The sequence below is a fragment of the Algoriphagus sp. NF genome (assembly GCF_028823735.1).
In the GTDB taxonomy this organism is placed as follows: domain Bacteria; phylum Bacteroidota; class Bacteroidia; order Cytophagales; family Cyclobacteriaceae; genus Algoriphagus; species Algoriphagus marincola.
In genome coordinates, this window is record NZ_JAPEIB010000024.1 from 35,056 (window position 1) to 59,913 (window position 24,858).

Annotated in this window: 16 protein-coding genes, 1 tRNA gene and 1 riboswitch; of the genes, 6 read left to right on the plus strand and 11 right to left on the minus strand. The window is 41.2% G+C overall.

Features of this window, described 5'->3' with window-relative positions; translation table 11 throughout:
- Positions 1-29 precede the first annotated feature (29 nt).
- Complete coding sequence (locus tag OU792_RS12360; protein ID WP_274670315.1) at positions 30-281, minus strand: hypothetical protein; 252 nt, start codon at positions 279-281, stop codon at positions 30-32.
- A gap of 281 nt (positions 282-562) precedes the next feature.
- Here OU792_RS12360 and OU792_RS12365 point away from each other — a divergent pair.
- A tRNA-Gln gene (locus OU792_RS12365) sits at positions 563-635 on the plus strand.
- A gap of 23 nt (positions 636-658) precedes the next feature.
- Here OU792_RS12365 and OU792_RS12370 read toward each other — a convergent pair.
- The 3 genes from OU792_RS12370 to OU792_RS12380 form a co-directional block, all read right to left on the minus strand.
- Entirely contained in the window at positions 659-1,387 is a 729-nt protein-coding gene (locus OU792_RS12370; protein WP_274670316.1) for an EcsC family protein, read from the minus strand.
- A 98-nt stretch (positions 1,388-1,485) separates the two neighbouring features.
- Entirely contained in the window at positions 1,486-4,197 is a 2,712-nt protein-coding gene (locus tag OU792_RS12375; protein ID WP_274670317.1) for a M14 family metallopeptidase, read from the minus strand.
- 101 nt (positions 4,198-4,298) lie between these two features.
- Positions 4,299-7,313, minus strand: coding sequence for a hypothetical protein (locus OU792_RS12380; protein ID WP_274670318.1), 3,015 nt, complete (start codon positions 7,311-7,313; stop codon positions 4,299-4,301).
- 200 nt (positions 7,314-7,513) lie between these two features.
- Between OU792_RS12380 and OU792_RS12385 the strand changes: the two genes are divergently transcribed.
- The 4 genes from OU792_RS12385 (at position 7,514) to OU792_RS12400 (ending at position 11,113) form a co-directional block, all read left to right on the plus strand.
- Entirely contained in the window at positions 7,514-8,440 is a 927-nt protein-coding gene (locus OU792_RS12385) for a ribose-phosphate pyrophosphokinase (RefSeq protein ID WP_026944900.1), read from the plus strand.
- A 26-nt stretch (positions 8,441-8,466) separates the two neighbouring features.
- The gene (locus tag OU792_RS12390; RefSeq protein ID WP_100627603.1) at positions 8,467-9,048 is read left to right on the plus strand and encodes a 50S ribosomal protein L25/general stress protein Ctc; all 582 of its coding nucleotides are present in this window, start codon (positions 8,467-8,469) and stop codon (positions 9,046-9,048) included.
- 74 nt (positions 9,049-9,122) lie between these two features.
- On the plus strand, positions 9,123-9,683 hold the full coding sequence (pth, locus tag OU792_RS12395; protein ID WP_274670319.1) for an aminoacyl-tRNA hydrolase: 561 nt from the start codon (positions 9,123-9,125) through the stop codon (positions 9,681-9,683).
- Between the two features lie 62 nt (positions 9,684-9,745).
- Positions 9,746-9,853, plus strand: a riboswitch (SAM riboswitch).
- A 93-nt stretch (positions 9,854-9,946) separates the two neighbouring features.
- A complete protein-coding gene (locus tag OU792_RS12400; protein WP_274670320.1) occupies positions 9,947-11,113 on the plus strand; it encodes a trans-sulfuration enzyme family protein in 1,167 nt (388 codons plus the stop codon).
- Between the two features lie 28 nt (positions 11,114-11,141).
- Here OU792_RS12400 and OU792_RS12405 read toward each other — a convergent pair whose 3' ends face one another.
- From OU792_RS12405 to OU792_RS12420, 4 genes are all read right to left on the minus strand, one after another.
- Entirely contained in the window at positions 11,142-11,603 is a 462-nt protein-coding gene (locus OU792_RS12405; RefSeq protein ID WP_274670321.1) for a CBS domain-containing protein, read from the minus strand.
- A 108-nt stretch (positions 11,604-11,711) separates the two neighbouring features.
- Positions 11,712-13,250 (minus strand): FG-GAP repeat domain-containing protein, encoded by a 1,539-nt coding sequence (locus OU792_RS12410; protein ID WP_274670322.1) that lies wholly within the window; start codon positions 13,248-13,250, stop codon positions 11,712-11,714.
- Positions 13,247-13,984, minus strand: coding sequence for a copper homeostasis protein CutC (locus tag OU792_RS12415; RefSeq protein WP_274670323.1), 738 nt, complete (start codon positions 13,982-13,984; stop codon positions 13,247-13,249). Before OU792_RS12415 ends, OU792_RS12410 begins: the two co-directional genes overlap by 4 nt.
- Entirely contained in the window at positions 13,984-14,964 is a 981-nt protein-coding gene (locus OU792_RS12420; protein ID WP_134200679.1) for a N(4)-(beta-N-acetylglucosaminyl)-L-asparaginase, read from the minus strand. Before OU792_RS12420 ends, OU792_RS12415 begins: the two co-directional genes overlap by 1 nt.
- An 83-nt stretch (positions 14,965-15,047) precedes the next feature.
- On the opposite strand from OU792_RS12420, the gene OU792_RS12425 reads away from it, so the two are divergent.
- Positions 15,048-15,809: a creatininase family protein gene (locus OU792_RS12425; RefSeq protein WP_274670324.1), complete on the plus strand. Its 762-nt coding sequence runs from the start codon at positions 15,048-15,050 to the stop codon at positions 15,807-15,809.
- Here OU792_RS12425 and OU792_RS12430 read toward each other — a convergent pair.
- The 3 genes from OU792_RS12430 to OU792_RS12440 form a co-directional block, all read right to left on the minus strand.
- A complete protein-coding gene (locus OU792_RS12430) occupies positions 15,806-19,327 on the minus strand; it encodes a VCBS repeat-containing protein (RefSeq protein ID WP_274670325.1) in 3,522 nt (1,173 codons plus the stop codon). The genes OU792_RS12425 and OU792_RS12430 overlap by 4 nt on opposite strands.
- Before the next feature lie 125 nt (positions 19,328-19,452).
- On the minus strand, positions 19,453-21,186 hold the full coding sequence (locus tag OU792_RS12435) for a RagB/SusD family nutrient uptake outer membrane protein (protein ID WP_134200673.1): 1,734 nt from the start codon (positions 21,184-21,186) through the stop codon (positions 19,453-19,455).
- A 52-nt stretch (positions 21,187-21,238) separates the two neighbouring features.
- The gene (locus OU792_RS12440) at positions 21,239-24,493 is read right to left on the minus strand and encodes a SusC/RagA family TonB-linked outer membrane protein (RefSeq protein ID WP_274670326.1); all 3,255 of its coding nucleotides are present in this window, start codon (positions 24,491-24,493) and stop codon (positions 21,239-21,241) included.
- Between the last annotated feature and the right edge of the window lie 365 nt (positions 24,494-24,858).

Consider the following 24,858-nt stretch of genomic DNA (forward strand, 5'->3'; position numbering starts at 1 on the left):
AAAGGGCTGAAATTCAGCCCTTTTTTTGTTTAGTTAAGTACCAAGATCTTCTCTAGGTCTTCCACCAATTTCTTGGAAACAGCACGGCTGTTTTTTTCACGGGCTGCCTTAAACAGTTCTAAGGCTTTCTCAGACTTCTCTACAAGTCCCACTGGATTTTGGTCATTCTTGTAGCTAAACCAGCACCAAGACAATTCAGCAGCCAAAGATTCTCCCACCTTCAGCTTCTCAAGCTTGTTGACTGTGTCGATTACAGTCTTTTCCATTTTTTCTACTTTCATAGCTTTCGAGTTGTGTTTTCTTAAAATTCGAAGCAAAACAAGGTAAATATTTTCATTTTATCAATATAAGTAACTGAATATTAACAGTATTGTAATTTTTCAATCGATTGCGAAGAAAAAATTAAGCGATATTTTTTCATAATTTTTTTATTAACCTAATGAAAAAGTCTTTAGTTTAAGTAAATAATTGAAAAATCTTTCATTTCTAGCTTGGAAAAAAAAATACAGAATTCTACCTTTGTGTCACTTTAAGGGAGGTCGAAAGGACTTCCGTCTCAAACTGGTCTATGGTGTAACTGGCAACACGTCTGATTTTGGTTCAGAAGAGTCTAGGTTCGAGCCCTAGTAGACCAACAAAAAGCCCTAATTCGAAAGATTTAGGGCTTTTTTGCTTCTAGCATCCTGAGGCGATAAGCATTCATTGCATTCTTACCTAGCTGCTCACTTAGCTTATAATTAGCCAAGGCTCCGACAGGTGCTCCTACGAGAGGAATGAGCTGAGCAAGCTTAGCCAGATCAATATAATCCCGATAGTCCAGCTGAAAGGTACGCCAATCAAACTCATCATAGGTCTTGGGAAGACTCCCCTTAAACGAATCCCAATTTTCTATATGCTCAATCAGTTCGTTCCGACGTTTTTGAGAGGAGAAGCTTAGCTGAAAAACATAGAGCAAAAAAAGTCTCTCCTGATAATTCTTGGTATCATATCCATAGAGAGCAGCTATATCGAAGAGCATTTTCATCTTGATCGCCAGGAAAGCTGGAAAATCCGCAAAACCCATTAGAATCCCTCCTGCCCCAGTGATAGCTCCCTCTGCAGAAGCCGAATTACGATACCATTTGATTCGGGTTCGCACTTTCATTTCACGTTCTTTCAAAGAAAGGCTTTCAGAAGCTTTCGGTACAATCCAAGAAGATCCCGTAATGACAGCTTTGACTATATTCTCAATGGCAGTGGTCACTACTTTGTGAATTTTGTCTGGGATAATCTGATTTATTTTTCGCTGTACACCGTGAGTCAGCCTACCTCCTATCGAAGGTGGTTTTTTCATCATATATAGCCATGATGTAAGTTCAGCCTGAACGTAGTGCTGATAAGTATCCATACCTCAATAAACGAAATTGATGAGAGGAGTTTAAACTTTGCTGAAAAAAAAGCCATATCCTTATTAGAATATGGCCTTTCAATTCGGAATCTTAATTATTACTTATAGAGCCCGTTAAACAACATTTTGAATGTGCCATGCGATTGGGCTCGGAAGGTGATTTCGGGCCCAAAGGCATAGAATTTACCCTTTCCTATTTCAGCTTTGAATGCGGTGACTCCATTTCTCAGGTAGGATTGACCCCAAGCCCAGCCACTTCGAAGCGGCTCTTCTTCACCAAACCAAGCGATCGCTTTCACTCCTTTATTACTTGCTTCTGGAGTAAGCTTGAATACTGGAGATCGATTGAACATGATATAGCTAGTTTCTCCCATACCGTAATTGATAGGCTGGGTATTATCTACATGCATCTCCAAGACTGACCCCGGGATATAGTATTTCTCTCCACTAAGCGGACTCTCTTCTCCATCGGCGTTCATTTCTACGAGCGCATCTTTGACTGGTAGACCCAGATGAAAAGCCAACTCAGTAGCCGACCCAACTGTGATCACTTGCCCTCCTTTTTCAATAAACTCTCTGACTGCAGGAACTGACTCTTGAGCGGTGAAATTACCAAGCATGTGATGGTATTGCTCGTCAATTTCAGACTCATCGGGCTGCGAACGACCTCCACCACGGCTTCCAACCGAAGGGATTCCAGGCCCGATGAAAAGAAGCACGTCATAGTTTTCGTTCAGGTTACCAGCATTTATTTCTTTTGGAAATACCTGCTTAAAGTCAAAATGAAACTGCTCTAGCATCCATCTTACCCAACCTGACGGCATAGATCCACCATAATAATCATACAAACCTATTCTTGCGGGGCTGATTTCTTTCAGTTCTCGTGGCTTGGAGCTAGGCTTGCCATAGACACCATACTCTTGGGCAGCTTTTTGTAAGACCGCTTTACCAGCTGAGCCTACATAAAATGACCCTGCCGGCAAGCCATTCATCTCCTCAGTGGTGCGATAAACTTTCACTTTAGCATCAAAAAGATCATTTACTGCCATAAAGGCATTATTTCCACGCACATCGATTAAATAGCCAGAGCCATTAGCCAAGGTCTTTGCTGGGGGAGTTTGTATTTCCCCATAAGGAACTGCCTCAAAAGGCCCATCAAAGTCTTCCATGATCCGATCAATCTCTGAACCCATCTGGAAAGCTAAAGTCCAACCTGCTGCATCGTAAGGACGGATCGGAGGTCCTCCAGGATACAAGAAATCATTGGGGTGATCTTGTGGCTCAAACATATCGATCACATGGGGACGAAATGCCTGAGCTGTCTTCACAATGTAGGAGCCAGCTGGATAGGTCTTGCCATTGACATTGAAATCTTGTGTGGCTTTGTGAACTTTTATCCCTGATTTGATCAAGGCATTCAAAAACTTAATAGCAGTAGGAAAATCTGCCTGATCTGCAGGCAAAATATAGCCATAGGGATCCTTGCGCTCCTGATCTTGGTACACCTCCTCATAAAACTCACGAGGCAAACCTGAGCGCCAATTTCGAGAAGCCTGCACTTTTCCTTCATCACGAGCCTTCTCATAAGCATCTTCTACTGCTTGGGCATATTTTGGATAAGGAGTCCATGTATCCTTTTGGCCTTTCTCTATGGATCTTCTACCCATGAGATAAATATTCCTCAACAATTCATCCCCATGCCGAACCGCGTGATTGAGAATCGCATAATTCAGTGACACAGAATAATCAATGGAAGTCTTGAAGTGCCAATCTCTTGGCGTAACTGGGTATGGAGTACCATTATTTGGAATCAATCGCTCAGGGACCAATGGCACTTGAGACGGGGTAGGATTACCAATGATTTCGGTAAGAATACCTATCTGATTGTGATAATATGGTGTTGTACGAAGTCCACCATTCCACCAAGTAGAAAAAACTGAGCCATCTAAGCGGGTGTATCCAGGCTTGTCTTCTTGATGCATTCGGTTGATCATGGCCGCGCCAACTGCATCTAGGCTAGTAATGATTAAAGGGTCAAAAACGTGATTAAAGGGATCTCGGTAAGGAGGTCCAGCCACTACCGATCCGGGAGGGCCTGACTGATGATGATTGTAGATGATCTGTGGGATCCACTCTACATATTGCTGAAGCGAAATATTGGTAGCCTCAGACATATTGTTCATGTAAAAATCCCGGTTATTATCATGCCCAACATACTTTTGATAAAGAACTGGGATGTTTTGATCCCTTTTTGTCGGGTCTTCCTTTCTCATATACCAATCCGACATAATTTCCATTCCATCTGGATTCGCATGAACTAATAGAATGATGACATTTTCGAGAATCTTCAGTGTCTCCTCGTCATTACTAGAAGCGAGTTCATAGAGTGTTTGGATGAGTTGATGTGCTCCCACCACTTCATTCGCATGAAGGCCACCATCAATCCAAACCACAGGTTTCCCTTGTTTGATGAGTTCTTCTGCTTCCTCCCTTGTCATTTCAGCCCGAGCGAGTTTTTGAGAAATTTCCTTGTAGCGATCCAGTTCTGCAAAATTCTCAGGTGCTGTGACAATCATCATGGGTTGATTCCGCCCAAATTCAGTCTTGCCAATACTGGTCAACATGACCCGATCAGAGGCCTCTGAAACCTTCTTGAAGTAAGCCTCAGCCTGGGTAAAGTTTGCCAGCATATAATCATCCCCTATTTCAAACCCAAAATGAGATTGAGGTGTAGGCACTTGCTGAGCTTGAAGTTTTATCCCTGAGAAGAGAAAAACAAGTAGAAACAGTTTGAATAAATTTTTTGTCATAAGCTTGATTTGCGATTGATCATTTCTCTAAAATAAACTAAAAAAAAGAGGTCCTTATAGTAAGTAACCTCTTTATCGGAATTTTTACAGGATCGGAAAAATTAGGATTCGATTTTAATATACTTTTTATAATCAGGATCATTTTTATTCTGCTGAGTCTGAAAACCGCCTGCATTAAAAATCCCTGGTTGAAGCTTCCAATCTTTTAAATCTATCTCAAGAGCTCCTATAGGTATTTTTGAAGCAACGTTTAAGGCCGATGATCCTTCTTTACCTTTTAAAATCAATTTCTGAATTTTAGAGAATCTCTCTTGAATTGTCAGATTGAATCCGTAGGCCATTTCTTGATTATTTTCTTCAAAATTGAGTGATTTGAATCCATCCAGAATAATCTTCCCATTCCCCTCTATCCAAAGGTCTGCCTGAATCTCAGAATTACTCAAATCAACTTCAAACTGATCCCGTACAACTACTCTATTGGGAAAATAAAGTTCCTGTATTTTAGTTCCTTTTTGTTGAAAGCCAAACCGGGCCCCTTTTTTATCCATAAAAATTGGGTTAAGGATTACAGGCACCACAGATTTTGGATTGACCAAATGAGGATGATTCGAAAGCTCCACTTCTGGCTCAAACAAATTATCCAAATTGCTATACCAACTTATTCTACCCCCTTTTATTTTAACCCGAAAACCATCATTATCTGTCAATAATTGGCGAAGCCGCAGACCCTGTGGTCGATAATCAATACGCTCTGAGTAGCATGGACTTAAATCCTCATTTACAAAAAACACATTCTCAAAACGGGCCTCAGAGCATAATGAATACATACAAGTTAAAATAGAACCTTTGGGAAAAGTCCCAGATAACTCTTTAGGTTCTACATAAACCCTCTCTGCCTTACCAGAATAGCTTTTTGACAAAACAAGCTCTTCTTTTATCCCTGAATGGGGATCGAAGAGAACTACAGACATTCCTTTTTTCCAACTATCGCTTCCCAAACTTCCAACCGAAAAGGACTTTATAGTTCCAGATAGCTCATCACTTATTTCGGTCCAAAGAGGCCTGGAGGTACTACGGATCATTCCATGGATTTCCACATTCCTCATTACCATGTTTACATTGTAGTCAGTATACATTAAATGCCCTGGTGAGTCATTACCAAAGTTCCAAACGGCTTGACACCCTTCAATTACTCTCCCATTCAGAAGGTGTCCTAGAGCACTTTTTTCTACTTTCAGCTCAATTGACGAAACCGGATCATCTATAGGCTTATCCAATTCAATTTCAGTATATGTCACTCTTCGATCTCCTCGTTTTAATCTGGAAGGAGGAGAAGAATACTGCTCGGCAAATTGTGCCCAAGTCTTCCATTTTCGATTGGTTTTGATTATTTCAAACTTTTGGCCTGCAAACGTGAATACATCTCCCTTTTGGACGCTCCACCCCCAGATTTCTAAGACATTAGGGCCTTTTTTACCTATGATTCCATTCTTTGAAAAGTCATCTAGATCTTGGGAAATTATATCGCCTATTGTAGGAATTTTATCAAAGGTCTTGACCTGCCTTGCAGAAAAGGAGACACCTGATAAGTCTTCATCCCCGTGAACCAACCAATGATCCCCATTAGAATTCAACCCAACTCTATACCCATTTACAATTAAATGGACAGTTTCCGAACTTGTACTTGTTCCTCCTGTCCATTCCTGACATGCCAAATGATACCAGCTAAAATTAGGATCATCAAGTTCGATAGTTTGATGATCAAGCATCCTAAGCCTGATTCCTTCAAACCTAAAGGGTTTTAGGGATTCCAATTCTATGAATCTCCCTCGCTGATCAGGGCTAACCCCTTCCCACTCTATACGTAATCCACCACTTTGCCTGGCTTTCATGTTATTCAAATCTTTCGAATACCAGTCCCCTTCAAAGCGATAGGTGCAAAACTCCTTGACATCTCTTTCGTCATGAATACCTCCACCATTACAATATCCTTGGTTGGGCATTGAAAAGGAAGTTCCCGGCCGAACGAATCCCAAAGCATCTTCCATTGCCTTTCGAATACGATATTGATCTGTGTTTCTAAACCTTTTAAGCCCGTATTGATAACTGAATGCGGAAGAATCAGAAAAAATCAAGCCATTAGGAGACCCAAATTGCACTACTCGCTGTGAATAATTAGAAGGCAAAAATTGCCATTCAAAATTTATATCCACTTTTCCCATGTCCGGTAAATGGAATAGCGCTCCATTTTCGCCGAAGGTTTCAGTAAAACTGCCCGGCTGCTCCAAACCTCTCCCATATTTATCACCATTGAAAGCATCAGACCACATTAAATGAATAGCTGCTGAAGGTCCTTCCCCTAGAGTTTCAAAGTTCCACGTACTATCGGGAGGCACCACTATTTTCGGCATCCCTAATACTCCATAAACTTGTCCCGCCCTAGCTTTAAGCGTGGATTTTCTACTGATTGAGGACGCCCATGACTCGATAGCAAATCGATTGTCAAAAAAGAAGGTCCCATCTTGCTTTTCCATTACCTTGGGGCTTTCAAGGTTCCCTCCATTGTAAGGGAAATCAACGAGTAGATTTTTATCATCCAAAACTTCCAAAACTCGTGAGTAAACAACCGTAAGGGCTCCTGGAAAATAATTTCGCCCTCTCTCTGGATATTCAAAACTACTCCGGTGAACACGAGAAGGCTCTAACCACATTCCGATATATTCGGGTGAAAAAACACCTTCTTCTCCCTGATATGTGACTTTACAGCGATTATCACCTAGTGCTTCATATTTCAAAGTACCCCAAAACATCCGATGGAAGGCGTTCCCTCCAAATTTTTCCAGCGTATCATATTCATCAGAAGAGTCAACTGGTTTGATTTCTTGGATTCCAATCTTATCCTTTTCTTTTGGTGTACTTTTTTCATCTTCTACAACGTCTGTCACAATCGGTACCACAACCGCATCTTCAATCACTTTTTCCTCCTGAGATTCCTTTTTATCTGAAAACTCAGCCGAAAAAATTTTTCCATTGATTTCAATTGTTTCTATAGGAACAGGATTCCCATCAGCGTCATTTAGACTTATAGTTAAGTGGAGAGGTTTTGAATGGTTCATGTCAAAAAGAGTTTTAAAAAGCTGATATTCTTAAAGATAAAGATTCATTGAGGTTCATAAAAAAACCTGAGCATTTTTTTTAAACATCCGAAAAATCAACAAACCATTTAGAAAATCTTTGTCCTTTCCCATCCCCATCAAAAATTCTTACTTTTGTTTCAAATCAAAACAAAACCGCTTCCTTCTAAATCAATCCATTCATGTCCGAGGTCAAAATATTTGCAGGATCAAACAGTACGGATCTTGCCAAGAAAATTTCAAAGAATTTTGGAAAAAATCTTGGCGATTTAACTCTATCAAGATTCAGCGATGGGGAAATGTCTCCAAGCTACAATGAATCCATTCGTGGATGCAATGTCTTTATTATCCAAGGAACCAATCCTCCTAGCGATAATATTCTGGAACTTTGCCTCATGATCGATGCGGCCAAGCGAGCCAGTGCTTACAAGGTCTGTGCAGTTATCCCTTACTTTGGATATGCCCGACAAGACCGTAAAGATCGACCCCGGGTATCTATCGCGGCAAAATTAATAGCCAATATGCTCACTTCAGCTGGTGCGGACCGAATCATGACCTGTGATCTACATGCTGGTCAAATTCAAGGATTTTTTGACATACCATTGGATCATTTGAATGGATCAGCTATCTTTGTGCCCTATTTGCAAATGCTGAACCTGCCTGATCTCATTTTCGCATCTCCTGATGTGGGTGGCGTAGCTAGAGCAAGGGCTTATGCAAAGCATTTTGAAGTAGAAATGGTCGTCTGTGATAAGCACAGAAAAAGAGCCAACGAAATCGCCTCTATGCAGGTGATTGGAGATGTAGAAGGAAAGGATGTAGTTTTGGTAGATGATCTGGTAGACACTGCAGGTACACTTTGCAAAGCTGCCCAAATCATCATGGACAAAGGAGCTAAATCAGTCAGAGCAATTGCAACGCATGGAGTTCTTTCTGGAAAGGCTTATGAAAATATCGAAAACTCTGCTTTAGCAGAATTAGTCATTACAGACACGATTCCACTCAAGCAAAAATCATCCAAAATCCATGTGCTCAGTGTAGCAGACCTTTTCTCAAAGGCAATCCACGCTGTCACAGGCAATACCTCCATCAGCTCCTTATTTATTTGAAAAACTAATTTTAAATACAAATACACATGAAAACACTAGAGATTATAGGGTTTAAAAGAGCAAATCTCGACAGTGCGAGTTTGAAAGAAATCAGAGAATCAGGTAGCGTACCTTGCGTAGTGTACGGCCCAGGTATCCCTGAGCAGATTCACTTCCACAGTCCTGCTATCCTTTTCAGAGACTTGATCTACACTCCTGAGGTTCACTTGGTAGACCTTAACGTTGAAGGAACTCACATCAAGGCTGTGTTGAAAGATGCGCAGTTCCATCCAGTCAGTGAAGTTTTACTTCACGTGGACTTCATGGCTTACACTGAAGACAGACCTATCAAGTTTGAGATTCCAGTGAAAGTAGTAGGTAACTCTCCTGGTATCACAAAAGGTGGTAAACTAGAATTGAAAACCAGATCATTGAAAGTAAAGGGACTTGCAAAGGATTTCCCTGATTTCATTGAGGTTGATATTTCTAAGCTTGACCTTGGAAAGTCTTTCAAAGTAGGTGAATTGAAGCCTGAGAACTTTGAAATTCTAACCAGTCCAAATGTATCCATCGTGACTATCGGAATTCCAAGAGCTCTTCGTGGCAAAAAAGGTGGCGACGAGGAATAATCAATTAGAATCTTGATCAAATCCTGCCTCCCAAGGGCAGGATTTTTTTATTTTAATGCTACAAAGACATTCGTATGAAATATCTGATAGTAGGACTAGGTAATATTGGACCGGAATACGAGCTCACAAGGCATAATATTGGGTTTCTGACTTTGGATAGACTAGCTGAAAAAACAGCTGCAGACTGGAAAAGTGACCGATTAGCCTTCAAAACTGAAATCAAGCATAAAGGGCGAACGCTACATTTGATCAAACCTACCACTTACATGAATCTCAGTGGTAAGGCCGTAAACTATTGGATGAAAGAGCTCAACGTATCGAAGGAAAATATACTCGTTCTAGTCGATGACGTTGCTATTCCATTCGGCAAATTACGAATGCGTGCCAAAGGGAGTTCTGCCGGTCATAATGGACTAAAAAACATTGAAGCGCTTTGCGGAGGGCAAGACTATCCGAGACTAAGAATGGGGATTGGAGATGACTTCCCAAAAGGGCGACAGGTAGATTATGTCTTAGGTAGATTTACTCAAAACGAGTTTGATGAGTTACCCATTATGATGGACAAAGCCATAGAAATGATTTTTGGATTCTGTACCATAGGCATATCCCAAACTATGACCCAATTTAATGACTGATTTAAAAGGGAGATTTGGAAATGACCAAATCTCCCTCTTTATTTGTATCACTTCAGGCAACTGATTTATAAAGAAGAGGCGAGAGAATAGGCTCTATGACCCTCTGGCAACCATCCCGAAATCTCTTCGAGAAAGGTGCCAAATCCTACCCAAATTGGGAACTATAAGTTGGCGTAAAATCTACCCCTATTTCTGGTTCGGTGTGAATTTTTGGGAAAATCTTTATCAGTCGCATAGCCTGATTTTTCCAAAAAAATTATTCTATGGCACATTTCGAAACAGAGTCAATCCGAACCCAATCCCGAACCAACGAGCGGGAACACTCAGCCCCTATTTTTCTGACATCAAGCTTTACATTCGATTCTGCTGAAGAAGCTAGAGCTACTTTTGCAGATGAAACCTCAGGAAATATTTATTCCAGGTATGCTAACCCCAATTCCTCAGAATTGATCGAAAAGGTCTGTCGAGCAGAGGGAACTGAAGATGGGGTAGCTACTGCTTCTGGTATGGCAGCGATGTTTGGAAGTATAGCCTCTCTCCTCCAGCAAGGAGACCATGTCTTGGCGGCACGCTCACTTTTTGGCTCTACTCATCAATTACTCACTCGAGTCTTTCCAAAATGGGGAATCACCTCCACTTATGGAGATATTTCGGACTATCAAAACTGGGAAAAGCTTTTACAGGCAAATACGAAAATGCTCTTTTTGGAAACCCCTTCCAACCCAGGTCTGGAAATCATCGACCTGGAGTGGGCAGGAAAGTTCGCCACTGCACACAATCTGATTTTGGTAGTGGACAATTGCTTTGCGACTCCCTATTTGCAGCAGCCTGCCAAATGGGGTGCCCATATCGTCACACACAGTGCTACGAAATACATCGATGGGCAAGGACGCGTCCTAGGTGGACTGATTTTAGGCAAAAAAGACCTGATCAAAGAGGTTCAGTTTTTTACCCGCCATACGGGCCCTGCTATCTCACCTTTCAATGCTTGGATGCTATCAAAGAGCATGGAAACACTGGCTGTTCGTATGGACAGGCATTGTGAAAGCTCATTAAAAATTGCAAGCTACTTTGAAGGGAAATCGGGCATAAATGAAGTAAAGTATCCATTTCTAAAATCTCACCCTCAACATCACCTTGCTCAAAAACAAATGAGTCAGGGAGGAGGAATAGTCACCTTAAATCTCGAGGGTGGCATAAGTCGGGCACAACGATTCATTGATCAGCTACAAATGATCTCAATCACTGCAAATCTTGGAGATAGCCGAAGTATCATTACACATCCTGCCTCTACCACACATAGCAAGCTCACTGAAGAGGAGCGGGAAAGAGTAGGGATTCATCCTGGACTTATCAGGCTATCGGTTGGATTAGAACATCCTGAAGATATTGTAAAGGATGTGGAACGAGCATTGGAAAGATCCAAATAAAAAAAGCGACCTAGAGTCGCTTTAAATTTCACCAAGTCGTATGCTTGAGTTTGGGAAAAGCCCGAATGATATCACTAAGACTGATTTGCCCTACTAATCTATTGTCCTTCAAAACTGGAAAACGACGAATCTTAAGTTCTAAAAACTTTCCTGCTGCATCAAAAAGCGATAAATCCGGTGATAAAGTCATCACATCTGTGCTCATGTGCTCTTTTACTTTTGCAGGAAACTTCGGTGTATTGGTGTATTTCCCTTTGATGATTTCTTTCAGGCAATCTACCTCTGAGATGATTCCTACCAAGCCCCCTGATTCATCCACCACAGGAGCTCCGGAAATTTTCCTTTTTGTCAGCACCTCAAGTACCTGGTCAATGGTGTCTTCCGGATGAAATGTCACCAAATTGGTACTCATGTGATCTCTGACCAAAATGGGAGTTGGAGTATTTCTTTTTGGCTCCGCTAGTCTTACTCCTTGAAAACTTTTAACCATGATTGAGATTTTTTTAAAGTGAACTTATAAACTACTGATTTTCAGCTTAAAATCCAATCATTAAATTAAAAAATATATATTTTCAGATTTTTATTTTGATTTAATTAATTAATTAAAAATTTTATTCTTTATGAATAAAATTGGTCGCCACTTTTCAGAAGGTCCTTTGTAAAGGTCATTAAAATCAAAACTTCCTACCAAAATATCCAAATCCCCATCCTCATCAACATCGCCTTTTGAAAGTATCAGGTAATTGGTATCAAATTGAACTTTTGGTAAATAGGGTTTAAACTGATTCTTGCCCTTATTTTCAAAGAAAATCAAATCCTCTTTTGGTTTTTGACTTTTATCTGGAAAAAAGGAAATCGCTACGATATCCAAGTCCCCATCTTGATCAAAATCAGCGACTTCCACTCCACTTGCACCATACATGGGATAAAACCAACTTTCCTCAAATTCATTTTCACCGAGATTATGGAAAATTCGCACACCATGATAGTTTTTCAAAATCTGGGATTGGTCTGCATTGTCCCCATTGACGAGGACAAGATCCAGCTTCCCATCGTCATTCATATCTACGAGCTGAAAATCACTGGAGCCGAATGCAGGTTGGAACTGAAGCAAAATCCTTTCGAAAAATCTTCCCTCGCCTTGATTTTCCCAAAGAAAAATACCTTCAGCCGCCTGTGTCATCATCCCTACAATGTCCAAATCTCCATCCCCGTCCCAATCAACCAACTCTGTCTTTCGGGCACCAGGCAGTGCCTTCAATACTACTTCCTCATTTTCTTCATCCCCACCGAAAAACACACTAAGCTTTCCCAAGTGATTTCCAAATTGCGAAATCACCCGATCTTGAAGGCCATCCCCATTTAAATCCCCCCAGGAAACATGAACCGGACGCATTAATTTTTCCTGAATAATTTCCCTTTTCCAATCTCCCTCATTGGGAATAAAACGTACAATATTACCAAGGGAATCATTTGATGGGTCCATACGTCCCATAGTCAAGAGTTCGAAAGAACTCCCTCTCTTCGCTATAGAAACTGGAGCAATACCGGTATTCAGGGAGTCGAGGAGCGTAGGGTTTTCTGAAAGATCCAAATAAAAAAGTTTTTTGAATCGATGCCCTAGCCAAATCCGCGAAGCACTGTCAACATGAATCATCGTGGTCAAATCAGGGTAAACGAAATCAAAGGCTGGCATCAACACCTCAAATCCAGGAATTCCCAATTCAGGCGCTATCTTTTCTTTCTGTGGAAGAGGAAAATCCGGAGCTTTGGAGAGATAATAATCCCGCAACTTCTCCCAATCATCCTTCTTAATAAGTGGAATGTCTGAATAAATCCCTGAAGGAACTCCTCGGTCTCGAGGTAGCGTTACCCCAAAATCTTCCTCAAGGTATAGGCCCATTCGCATTCGCATATCCGGCAGCACATTTTCTTTCCAGGTTACCTTATCCAAAATGGATGGATCTGGCATCAAATGGCAATTGCCACAGTACAATTCAGCTAATTTTTCCCCGCCCAAATTCAGATCCATTTGAGAAAGCTGATAAAGGCTAGGGACAGGTTGCTTTCGCTCAGAAATAGGCTCACAAGCCCAGTTAAGTACTAGAAAAAGTAAAACTATCAATCTTCCCTTCATTTCCCTGCCTCCAGAAATTCCTTTACCAAATCAGCGTCTATTCCCAGATGATACTTGAAATCATCCGGATTACTCGTAAAACTAACCTCAGGATTTATAAATTGATTGGGGGAAAGGACTTTTGTTTTGCATGAAGCATGGATCTCTTGAAAGTTTGAATACTTCTGAAGATGACTTACATGCTCAGGCTTTGACCCACCACCAGGCATGATGATAATTCGATCACCTGCCATTTGCAATAGCTTCTCGATCAAATCCATTCCTTCAGAGACGGAATTTCGAGCCCCTGAGGTCAAAATACGTTGAAAACCTAGCTGAATAATAGCCTCCAGACTTCTTTCAGGATCTTGGCATGCATCGAATGCTCGATGAAAGGTACAGGGCTTCCCCGATGCTGCTCTAAGTAAGCTCTCGCAAGCATCATTTTGTACAGCTCCTTTAGAATCCAACACTCCAAACACAAAGCCGTCAGCACCCGCTTTTCCTAGGGCTTCGATATCACGTTTCATCACCAAGAGTTCTTTTTGCGAATAGCAAAAATCTCCTCCTCGGGGGCGTATCATTACAAAAACTGGAATATCCAGCTCGCTTTTTAAAACTTCCAGCATTCCTACGCTCGGTGTTTCACCTCCCTCAGGAAAATTGGCGCATAACTCCAGGCGATGTACCCCAAATCGGGCAGCATCTAGAGCTGATTGTATATTAAAAACGGGTGCTTCTAGTAATATGGACATCAAAAGTGACTTTTGGAGTCAATCAAATCATTATTAGAAAGGGTGGCTTGGGCAAAGTTGAACCCCGGCTGCACGGCAAACGCACCAACTTGCCCCTCTTTATTGATAGCGAGAAAGCCTGCTTGAATATCTGCAATATCCTTTTTGTTTTTGGAAATCAATCTCCGAACAGCTTCCTCACAAGCTTCCTGAGGAGTTCTGCCTTGGCGCATCAACTCTACAATCAAAAAACTACCGCAGATACGAATAATTGACTCTCCCAAACCGGTTGCCGTTGCGGCGCCGACTTCATTGTCTACATAGAGACCGGCTCCAATAATGGGACTGTCGCCAACTCTCCCATGCATCTTATATGCTAAGCCGCTAGTCGTACAGCTTCCTGCAAAATTCCCTTTATCATCCATTCCAATCATTCCAATGGTATCATGATTCTCAATATTGATGACAGGTTTGTATTTACTGGTTTTTTTCCATTCATCGTAAGCTTTTTGAGCCTTTGGACTGAGTTTTTCCTCCTCGATGGGAAAACCTTGTGAAATAGCAAATTGTCTCGCTCCTTCCCCTGCGAGCATCACATGGGGAGTCTTTTCCATCACTGCCCTTGCCAGCGAGATCGGATGCTTCACCTGCCTGACAAAAGCAACTGACCCACAAGATCCATCACCAGTCATTATCGAAGCATCGAGCGTGGTGATGCCTTCGCGGTCAGGAAGCCCTTGAAGACCCACTGATAGATTCTCCATATCGAGCTCTGTATCTTTTACACCAATCTCCACTGCATCAACAATACTTCCACTCTTCTTGTATGCACTGATGGCGGCGGCGTTGGCGGGAATTCCATGATTCCAAGTGGATAGAATGAGTGGGCCATCTGCAGGTTTTGATGATGGTTGAAAAATCGGCAAAGCGTGGTTCACACCCGGGATTAAAACTGCCGAGCCAAAAAGTGTTTTCTTGATAAATTTTCTTCTTTGAGACATGGAAACTAAATTGGGTTAATTCTTGAAATTATCAATTTCAGGTCTATTTAATCAAAAATTAAAGTAAACCCTACCAAATTTTTATGAAGCCATATCTGCTTAAAGAAACAAACTGGAAATATTTAAAAAAGCATCGCTATGAACTCGCCGTATTGCCATGGGGAGCGACTGAAGCTCACAATTACCATATGCCTTACGGAACGGATGTCTATGAAGCGGATGCTATCGGTGCAGAGGCTGGAAGAAAGGCTTGGGATAAAGGTGCCAATGTGGTGATACTGCCGACTATTCCATTTGGGGTCAATACAGGCCAGGCAGACATTTATCTGGATATTAATATGAATCCAAGCACACAAATGGCCATCATTTGTGACATCTTAGAAGTGATGGATCGACAAGGAGTGCGCAAATTTTTGATTCTCAATTCTCACGGAGGAAATGACTTTAAAACAGCGCTACGGGAATTAGGCCTAAAATTTCCGAATATGCTTCTTTTCACCTGCAATTGGTTTCAGGCCTTGGATAAAAGCCAGTTTTTCGAAGAAGCGGGAGATCATGCCGACGAAATGGAAACCGCATTAATCCAATACCTTCACCCCGAATTGGTCCTACCACTTGAAGAAGCTGGTGACGGACACGAAAAGAAATCCACCATTAAAGGTATTCGGGAAAAATGGGCTTGGGCAGAACGCAAATGGTCTCAGGTGACTGAGGATACTGGCATAGGAAACCCAAAAAAAGCAAGCCCTGAAAAAGGACAGCACTATTTTGATGCAGTGACGGACAAAGTTGCTGATCTTATGGTAGATATCTGCGCAGCTAAATCTGATGAGCTCTACCGCTAGTTCAAGATACTTAAATCAATATCCTTACTATTCCCTTTGTAATCAATCACTTTGAGTGACTTCAAATTAGTAGGAAGCCGAACTTCCCGCGAACTTTGAGAGAGAAAACCAGAACCTATCACAGGTTCGTGACGGATAGATCTTCCATCGGTCGTTTCGATGAGTATAGCAGTTATTTCCTGACCAGGCTCGATAGTTTGTTCGACGGTTTGATTGGAATGAAATGCCTTCAACTCCCCTCTGTTTTGCGAAGCTATATACAAAGGACTACCTGAATTTCGAGCTAGCTTTACCAATGCTTTGGTATCTCCTGGAACAATAAATCCGCTCTCAGAAGCATTCATTGCATCAAAATTACCTTTGCCATCTCCGAGTAAGACCAAACCATTCAATGCATCCAATCTACCGATGAATATCTCATTCCCAAAGTCATTTCCTACCAACAGAATATCTAAAATCCCGTCACCGTTGACATCATCTGCCACTATCCCATTAACTGGCGCTAACTGAGCCTCGATTGGTAGTTCATGAATCTTGAACTTACCATTACCCAAATTCTCCACATAAGACGTACGATCAAAATTACCTTCTAAGATCAAAGCTTCCTGAAGCTCTTCCTCTGTGAAAAGGGTTTGCTCAGTGGCCATTGCGTAGGTTTTATACCGCTCAAACTTCCTCCTAAAAAGCGTACTCTGCCCATACAAATCATCCCAGAAATGGCTTGGAAATGAATTGAAATTCCCTGCCCGATCCTTATACCAAGAAAATACCACCGGGTCTACACTTCCGTTTTTATCAAAGTCTTTTGCATATACTTTATAGGGCCTTTCAGCCGTAGGGTGATAGTGATTATTAGCTCCTAAATTCCCCACTACAAAGTCGACATCCCCATCTTGATCGAAGTCTCCTGAAGCAATTGAATTCCACCATCCTAAATATTGCTGCAAGCCAGTTTCTTCCATTGGAGTCAGCTTACCAGAGTCATTTTGGAATATCTGAATAGCCATCAATTCTCCTACCACAACCAAATCCATATCCCCATCCAAATCTATATCTGACCAAATAGCATCGGTTACCATCCCGATTTTCTGAAGCTCAGGAGCCAATTCCTCGGTTTTATCTATTAGACTTCCATTCTCATTGATCAAAAGAAAACTCTCCTCAGGATAAGGGTATTGTGCAAAAGGAGTCCTTCCTCCAACGAAAAGGTCTAAAAATCCATCTTGATTGAGATCAGCAGCTCTTACTACACTTCCACTGGCTTTTACTTGATTAAAACTCTCATCTTTCAGAAAATTCCCACTCCCATCATTCAGATACAAGCGATCATTATATTCTTGAGAATTAGGTAAAAACTCATTGCTTCCTCCCACCAAATACATATCTAAGTCTCCGTCATTATCTACATCAAAAAGTAGAATTCCCATCTCCTCAAAACTGGCTGAATTATCATCCAATAGCTGTCTCTGATTGAAGGTACCGTCCGCATTTTGAAAAAATACTTGAGGCATAAAACCGGAAGAGGAACCTATAACCAAGTCTTCCATTTGATCCCCATTGATATCCCCAACAGCCAATGCAGGCCCGAATTGGGTCAATTTATGAGGTAAAGTCCGCTGTACGTTATAATCGATTTTATCCTGCTCTTCATGCACAAAGTTGAGACCTACCACTTCAGAAACGCTTTCAAATAATTGCTCGGAGCTACCATGATCCAAGATCGCCAGTGTGTTTTTGCCTTGATTTGCCTCCGAATAGGCCACCTTAAGGGTTGAATTAAGTTCTGGGTTTGCGAATTTACTCTCTTTTCCATCTGGCCAAATGATCAAAAGATTCTCAACCGTTTTACCTGGTGCAACACCAAAATGCATGGTAGGCTCCAAAGTTGACATATAACCTCTGACTAGCTGTTGTTCTTGAAATAATTTTTGCCCATCATTCAGTGTCAAAACCACTTTAGCTCCTAGGCCTTGTGAATTGGATTGAGGTCCGGAAAGATCAATTCTAAGGTAGGACCCTTTCTCTTGCCGCTTATTTAGATGATTTTCGAAGACAAAAGCGGGATCATTGATATTATTTATTACATAATCCAAATCCCCATCATTATCCAAATCGACGAGTACTGCACCATTGGAAAATGAAGGTCTATCCAAGCCCCAAGCCTCACCACTATCTTTAAACGTCAGGTCTCCTGCATTCTTGAAAGCATAATTTGGAATTTTGACAATTGGAATAGAATCCAAAAGCTGCCTTACGGTGGCAATACTTCCTACGTCTGCCCTGTAATTAGCAAAGTCCTTATCGGTAATATCTCGTGGAAATCCATTCGTAACCAAAAGGTCTCTCCATCCATCATGATCGACATCTCCAAAAAGTGGAGACCAAGACCAATCAGTTTGATACATACCTGCAAGCATGCCTATTTCACTAAATGGAGCTTCTGGACCGTTATTCATATGCAACATGTTTCTTACATGCTGATACTCATAGCCCCATTGTTCATTACTGATATAAACCTGATAGGAGTTCTTGCCAATGGTGGTTTTCTTCCTATAATTATCCTCACCTAGCATATCCAAGGTGATGATATCAGGCATCATGTCATTATTGAAATCCGCAATATCAGAGCCCATAGAGAATTGACTTTGGTGCTTGAGCTTCTGAGATATCTGATTGGAAAAAGTGCCATCTTGATTATTGATATATAAAATATCATTGGTGACATAATCATTGGAAACATGAATATCAGGCCAGCCATCATTATTCAGGTCTGAAATCAACAAGCCTAAACCAAAGCCTTCGATAGTAATTCCCGCTTCTACAGTAATATTCGTAAATGATCCATCACCATTATTTTGGTAAAAAGCATCATTGTTGATAGCTGAACCATCCGTGATTTTTTCTCGATAGTTAGAAGGAACAATTTTACTTTGCTCATTATTGAGCACGTATAAATCTAAATCTCCATCCAAGTCATAGTCCACAAAGGCAGCTCCCATTCCGTTTCCTGGATCTGCTATTCCGAATTCTTCAGCTTTTTCAATGAAGGAAATCTTACCTTGATCATCTTTCCCCTGATTGATAAACAACAAGTTATTTCGCTCTCCCTCCCCAGTCTTCATAGCCGCTACGACATAAATATCCATCCAGCCATCTTCATTGACATCTGCTACAGTTACCCCTGTGCACCACTTATCAGAAGCTGAAATCCCAGCCTCATCTGACACATCTTCAAACTTGAAATCGCCTTGATTTAGGTAAAGCTTATTAGGAACCTGATTCCCTGTGAAAAACAAATCAACCAATCCGTCATTATCAAAATCCGCAGCGGCTACGCCTCCCCCATTAAAAATATATTCATCAGTCAAAATATTAAATGAGTCGCTTTCTATGATTTCATTATTGAAATCAATACCCGTTTCCGAGGATTGTTTTAACTCAAAAAGTGTATCTGATTTTTGACAAGAAACCAGAAGGTAAAAAGATAAAATCAGAAGTAAATATTGGGTGATTTTCATAGGGATTAGCGGGTATATTGATGATTTGAAATTACAATTTTACTGATGCTTTGAAAAATATACCTTTTAAAAAAAGCAAAAAAAAGAGGCCTCTAAGGCCTCTTTTAAAGTATTTAATCGAATGATTAGAATCCAGGATTCTGAATCAAAATATCCGATCCTACCAAGTCGATCTGATCTTGAGGGATAGGAACTAATTTGTAAGGATCTGTGAATCTAGCTCCTCCTAGTGCACCAGTAAGGATAGATCCATCAAGGGCAAAGTAGAAATCAAGTTCTTCTTGAACAGTATTCCATCTAACAAGATCGAAGAATCTATGACCTTCCATTCCTAGTTCCAGCATACGCTCCATACGAACGGCAGTTCTAGCTGCATTTGCATCTGTCCAAGGCTGATCGTAGGTTGAAATCACATAGTTGGCTGCAGGTGTTCCGTCCTCTCTTAGAAGTTCAGAATTCATGGCTCTCTCACGCACACGGTTTACTTTAGCACGCGCGCTTTCAAGATTGCCTGTTTCAATGTCAGCCTCTGCAGACATCAACAAGACATCAGCAAATCGAATAATCATAAAGTTGATCCCAGTGTAACCTGGAGTCCATGAAGAGTTATCCTGGAAGGATCCTTGCTCAGTACGAGCATACACATACTTCTTAGGTGAGTAAGGGCCTCCGTTAGGTTGATTACGAATCCAAGCTGCACCAGGATGATCTTGCCAATCTAGGTAAGGAATACCTCTACGACCTACTGTATGGTCTAGGCGAGGATCAAGATTCCCAGAATCAGGAGTAAATGCCTGATCTGAGTTTAATCCCATATCACTAACTACACGGTTTGCTGGATCGTTGTAAGACTTATCGAGCAGAGGAAGACCATTGGCATCAGTTCTGAAAGCATTTACAAATGTAAAGCTCGGCTGGAAGAATCCGCAACAGTTACCTGGTCCTGCAGGGCCTGTATTGTAAGGGAAATTCAAGTCAAATTCAGGATTTGCATTCAATACTGAACCAGTTCCAGCAGCTGCTTGATAGGCCCAAACAGATTCCTGATGGTTATCATTTGCTCCACGGAACATGTCATCATAATAAGGCACCAAGTCATACTTCAATCCATTAGAAGTAACTCCATTTGCAATCACATCATCAAACAATGTTTTGGCAGGACCAAATTTTCCTTGATACAGGAGAACTTTCCCCATGTATGCTTTTGCAGCCCATGAATTTACTCGACCTACTTGACCTTGAGTCGGTGGAAGGTTATCAATGGCATATTGGAAGTCTGCTTCAATGAAAGGATATAAGTCCTGGTTATTGCTTACTTCTTCTAAGCCAGATCCATAATCAATATTTTCGTCCACATATGGAGTATTTCCATAGAGACGTTTTAGTTCGAAATAGAAATGACCTCTTAGAAATCTTGCTTGTGCTGCAAGTCTTACTGCATCAGACTCAGTAACATCTGGACCTGGATTTTGCAATAATCTTAATACGTTGTTAGCACGAGCAATCCCCTCATAAGCAACATTCCACTTTGATCCCATCTCTCCAGAGGCAGCGTCATTTTCAAAACGCTGAATAGGATTGATAGTTGTGAAATCACCTGGGTCAGTTCCTTTATTAGCCTCTCCCCCTCTTATACTTCCCCATACCCAATTGGATGGAGAACCAAGACGATTACCTCGACCATTTACCTGCGAATAGGCTGCAATTAGAGAAGCTTCAATACCTGCCAAAGATGACAGCTGGGCTTCTGCAAGCAAACCTGTAGGCGGTACCTCGAGGAACTCGTCGCTACAACTCACTGCTACCATCATCATTGCTGATAATGATAGGGCTCCGAATTTTAATTTGAAATTTTTCATTTTGTTAATCTATTATATTTTCTATAACTCGATTCGTAAGGAATTGTTAAGCTTAGAAGCTGACATTCAAACCAAAAGTATAACCTCTGGTAACAGGGTAGTTACCAACGTCAATACCAAAAGTCAAATCAGCGTCTCCGCCTACTGCAGGGTCAAGACCCTCATAACCTGTAATTGTAAACAAGTTATTAGCCGATGCAAAAACTCTCAATCTCTGAAGGTTCCACTTTTCCAATAAATTTTGAGGTAAAGTATAACCCAATGTTACGTTCTGAAGTCTTAAATATGACCCATCTTCTACATAATAACTATTCTCAACAGTTGAAGTAGAGAAAGTTGAAGAACGATCCACAATTGGGACAGTAGCATTTGGATTCTGTGGTGACCAAGAATTTTTTAAACGCTCTGAAATAGCAGCACCTTCAAATGTAGAGAAGAAGTCAGTAAACCATTTAGATTGATTCCATACCTCATTACCAATAGAGGTATATAGGTAAGCAGATAGGTCAAATCCTTTGTAACCTACTGTGAAATTGACACCACCTGTGAAATCAGGAATTGGATTACCAAGTACTTGTCTGTCTTCAGGAGTTATTACTCCATCACCATCAGTGTCCTCATATTTGAATCGACCTGGAGCTGCTCCTACTTGAGTAGCGTGAGAATTCACATCCTCTTGACTTTGGAACAAGCCCAAAACCTTATATCCAAAGAAGGTTGAAAGAGGCTGACCTACAGAGTTTCTAATTGGTCTAATACCACGATATGCAGGGTTTACAGAAGTGATGATTTCTAGGCCTGGGGCCAAAGAAACAATCTCATTCTTCAATGTAGAACCTGTAACAGTTAATTCATAAGTCAAAGCTGAAGAAAGGTTACCTCTGGTAGTCACCAAAAGGTCTAGACCTCTGTTCAACATTTCACCGATGTTTACCGCAGGAGGTGCAGCATTACTACCCGCAGTCAAAGGAATTGGAACTTGGAACAATAGATCCTTGGTATCTTTTCTCCACCAGTCAAAGATTACATCTAATCTTCCGTTGAAAAATGTACCGTCAAATCCAATATTCTGAGTTACAGCAGTTTCCCACTGTGCATTCGGGTTACCGATACGAGTTCTTCTAAAACCAATCTGTGCAGAAGAGTTAGAGCCTGTAATATCGTAAGAAGAAGCTCCTACTGTACCACCGAATAGTGAGAACTGGTTGTTAGGATCTACGTTATTGGAGTTACCCATTTGTCCCCAACCACCTCGGATTTTCAAGTTATCAATCCAAGTAGCGCTAGAAAGGAAGTCTTCAGATGAAATTCTCCAAGCTGCAGAGAATGCAGGGAAGGTACCATATCGAGCATTCGCTCCGAATCGAGAAGAACCATCGCGTCTTACAACCGCACTGAATAGATACTTGTCGTTGAATGTGTAATTCACACGACCAAAATAAGAGTTGAAATTAACTCCTCTAAATAAGTCTGAATTTACGATTCTGGAAGAAACTGGAAGGTTCGAAATATTGATAAAGTCCGGGTCAGTTGAAAATGGATTCTGACCAGAAGCTGAAATATTTCTACCTGCTCCGGTATTCAAAGCCTCTTGACCAACAATCACATCAAAGGCATGCTTGCCGAATGTACGCTTCCAAGAAAGTGTATTGGTGAATGTCCAGCCAAATACAAATCCTGAACCTTCATTGTATCCGAAAGCTGAGTTATTTTCAGAGTTCTCGTATTGTAATCTAGAGTAGTTCCAGAAATAATAATTGTTATACTGCCCACCTATAGATGTTCTGAATCTTAAATCATCCAAGATGTCATATTCGGCATAAACGTTACCGAAAATATTAGCATTGAAATTTCTATTATCTCGCTGTCCGTCTCTGTTTGCAACAGGATTACGTGGGTTGTTGAAACCTCTTGCAGCTGTACCAGCGTAACCACCAAATTCATCGTATACTGGTATGATGGATGGCATACGGAAGGCCTGAAGAATATCATTTTCATCATCAGATACACCTCTACCACCAGTTCCACCTTGCTGACCTAGTACCTGACGGTAGGTTGCTTGGAAGTTTTCTCCAATTCTCAATCGCTTGGTTACATCAAACTCAGAGTTTGCTCTAAATGAGATTCTTCGGAAGTTATTTACAATCATAATACCTGCCTGATCTTGATAACCCAATCCGATAAAGAATCGGCTTGTTTCAGAGCCTCCATTCAACCCGATAGAATGTCTATTCAAAGGTGCATTTCTGGTTAAAGCATCATACCAATCTGTTCCCTCTCCAGTAGCTGCCCTAACCAATTGATGAACTGGACCTTTTGAAGGATCTATATTGTATAGTGCTCGCTGCTCTTCTATTTGTGCAGGTGTAAATGGCCCTGGAACACCAGCTGCTCCACCTACATTGATATAATAAGGTAAAACTGGAGTTGTACCAGTACCAAACTGGGGATGACCGTAATTAGGACTACGTCCATCGATAGCCGCTTGATTCGTCTCAGCCAACCAAGTGTATTCTGCAAAATCAGCTGGATTCATCATATCCAGACCTTGACCAGGTGTGGTTATACCAAACATACCATTGTAATCTACTCGAAGTTTTTGATTACCTCTTCTTCCTCGCTTGGTAGTATAGATAATTACACCGTTTGCTGCACGAGCACCATAGATAGAAGCAGCTGCAGCATCTTTCAATACGGTAGTTGATTCGATATCATCCGGGTTCAAGAAGTCAGTGGATCCGACAGGCACACCATCTACAATGTACAATGGCTCGTTACCACCGAAGGCACCGAAACCACGAACACGTATAATGGATGTTGTACCGGGCTGTCCGTTAGTAATAACGGTCACACCGGAAACACGTCCTTGCAAGGTCTGCTCAACGTTACCAGTAGGAATGACTGTCAAATCCTTTGGATCTACAGTGGCAATCGCACCGGTCGTTTCTCTTCGGCTATCAATTGTATAACCGGTTACAACCAACTCAGTCAGCGTTTGCTCATCTGGAGTCAATTTCACGTCGACCACGCTACGGTTTCCGACTACTTGCTCCATGGTTCCATAACCAATAAATGAGAAAACCAAGACTGCTTGGTCATTGGGTACATTGAGGGAATATTTTCCGTCAATATCTGTGGCAGTTCCCGTGGTGGTTCCTTTTACTAAAACAGAAACACCCGGCAAGCCCACATCAAATTCGTCTAGCACTGTACCAGTTACGACCCGCTGCGCCATTGCTGCGGAACTGGCTAATACCAAGAGCACAAGAAGTGCACTCAGGCTTTTGTAAACATTTTTCATAAACATAGATAGATTGGGTAACAAGATTAATCTCAATAACTTGTCTGTTAATTGATTGTGCAATCGTTTGCGATTATTCTTAAAATAATTGCAATAGATAATTTCCGAATACTCTGGAAGGTCTATTGCCGCTATACCGTGGTACGAATACCTGCAAATAGGCTTAAAGCCTGAAGGTTTGAGTGCATCATGAGATGCTTTGGGTAAAGTTTTTTCTCTAAGTTTTAATTTCCATAGGCTAATATTAGGTTTTAGGACTGTTCTTAATCATCAATGTTAAAGAATCTAAAACAAAATTCAAATTTCTTTTAATAAATTATGACTCTTCGGAATCCTACACGTAGCCAAATATTCTTAGACAGCTAGTGACA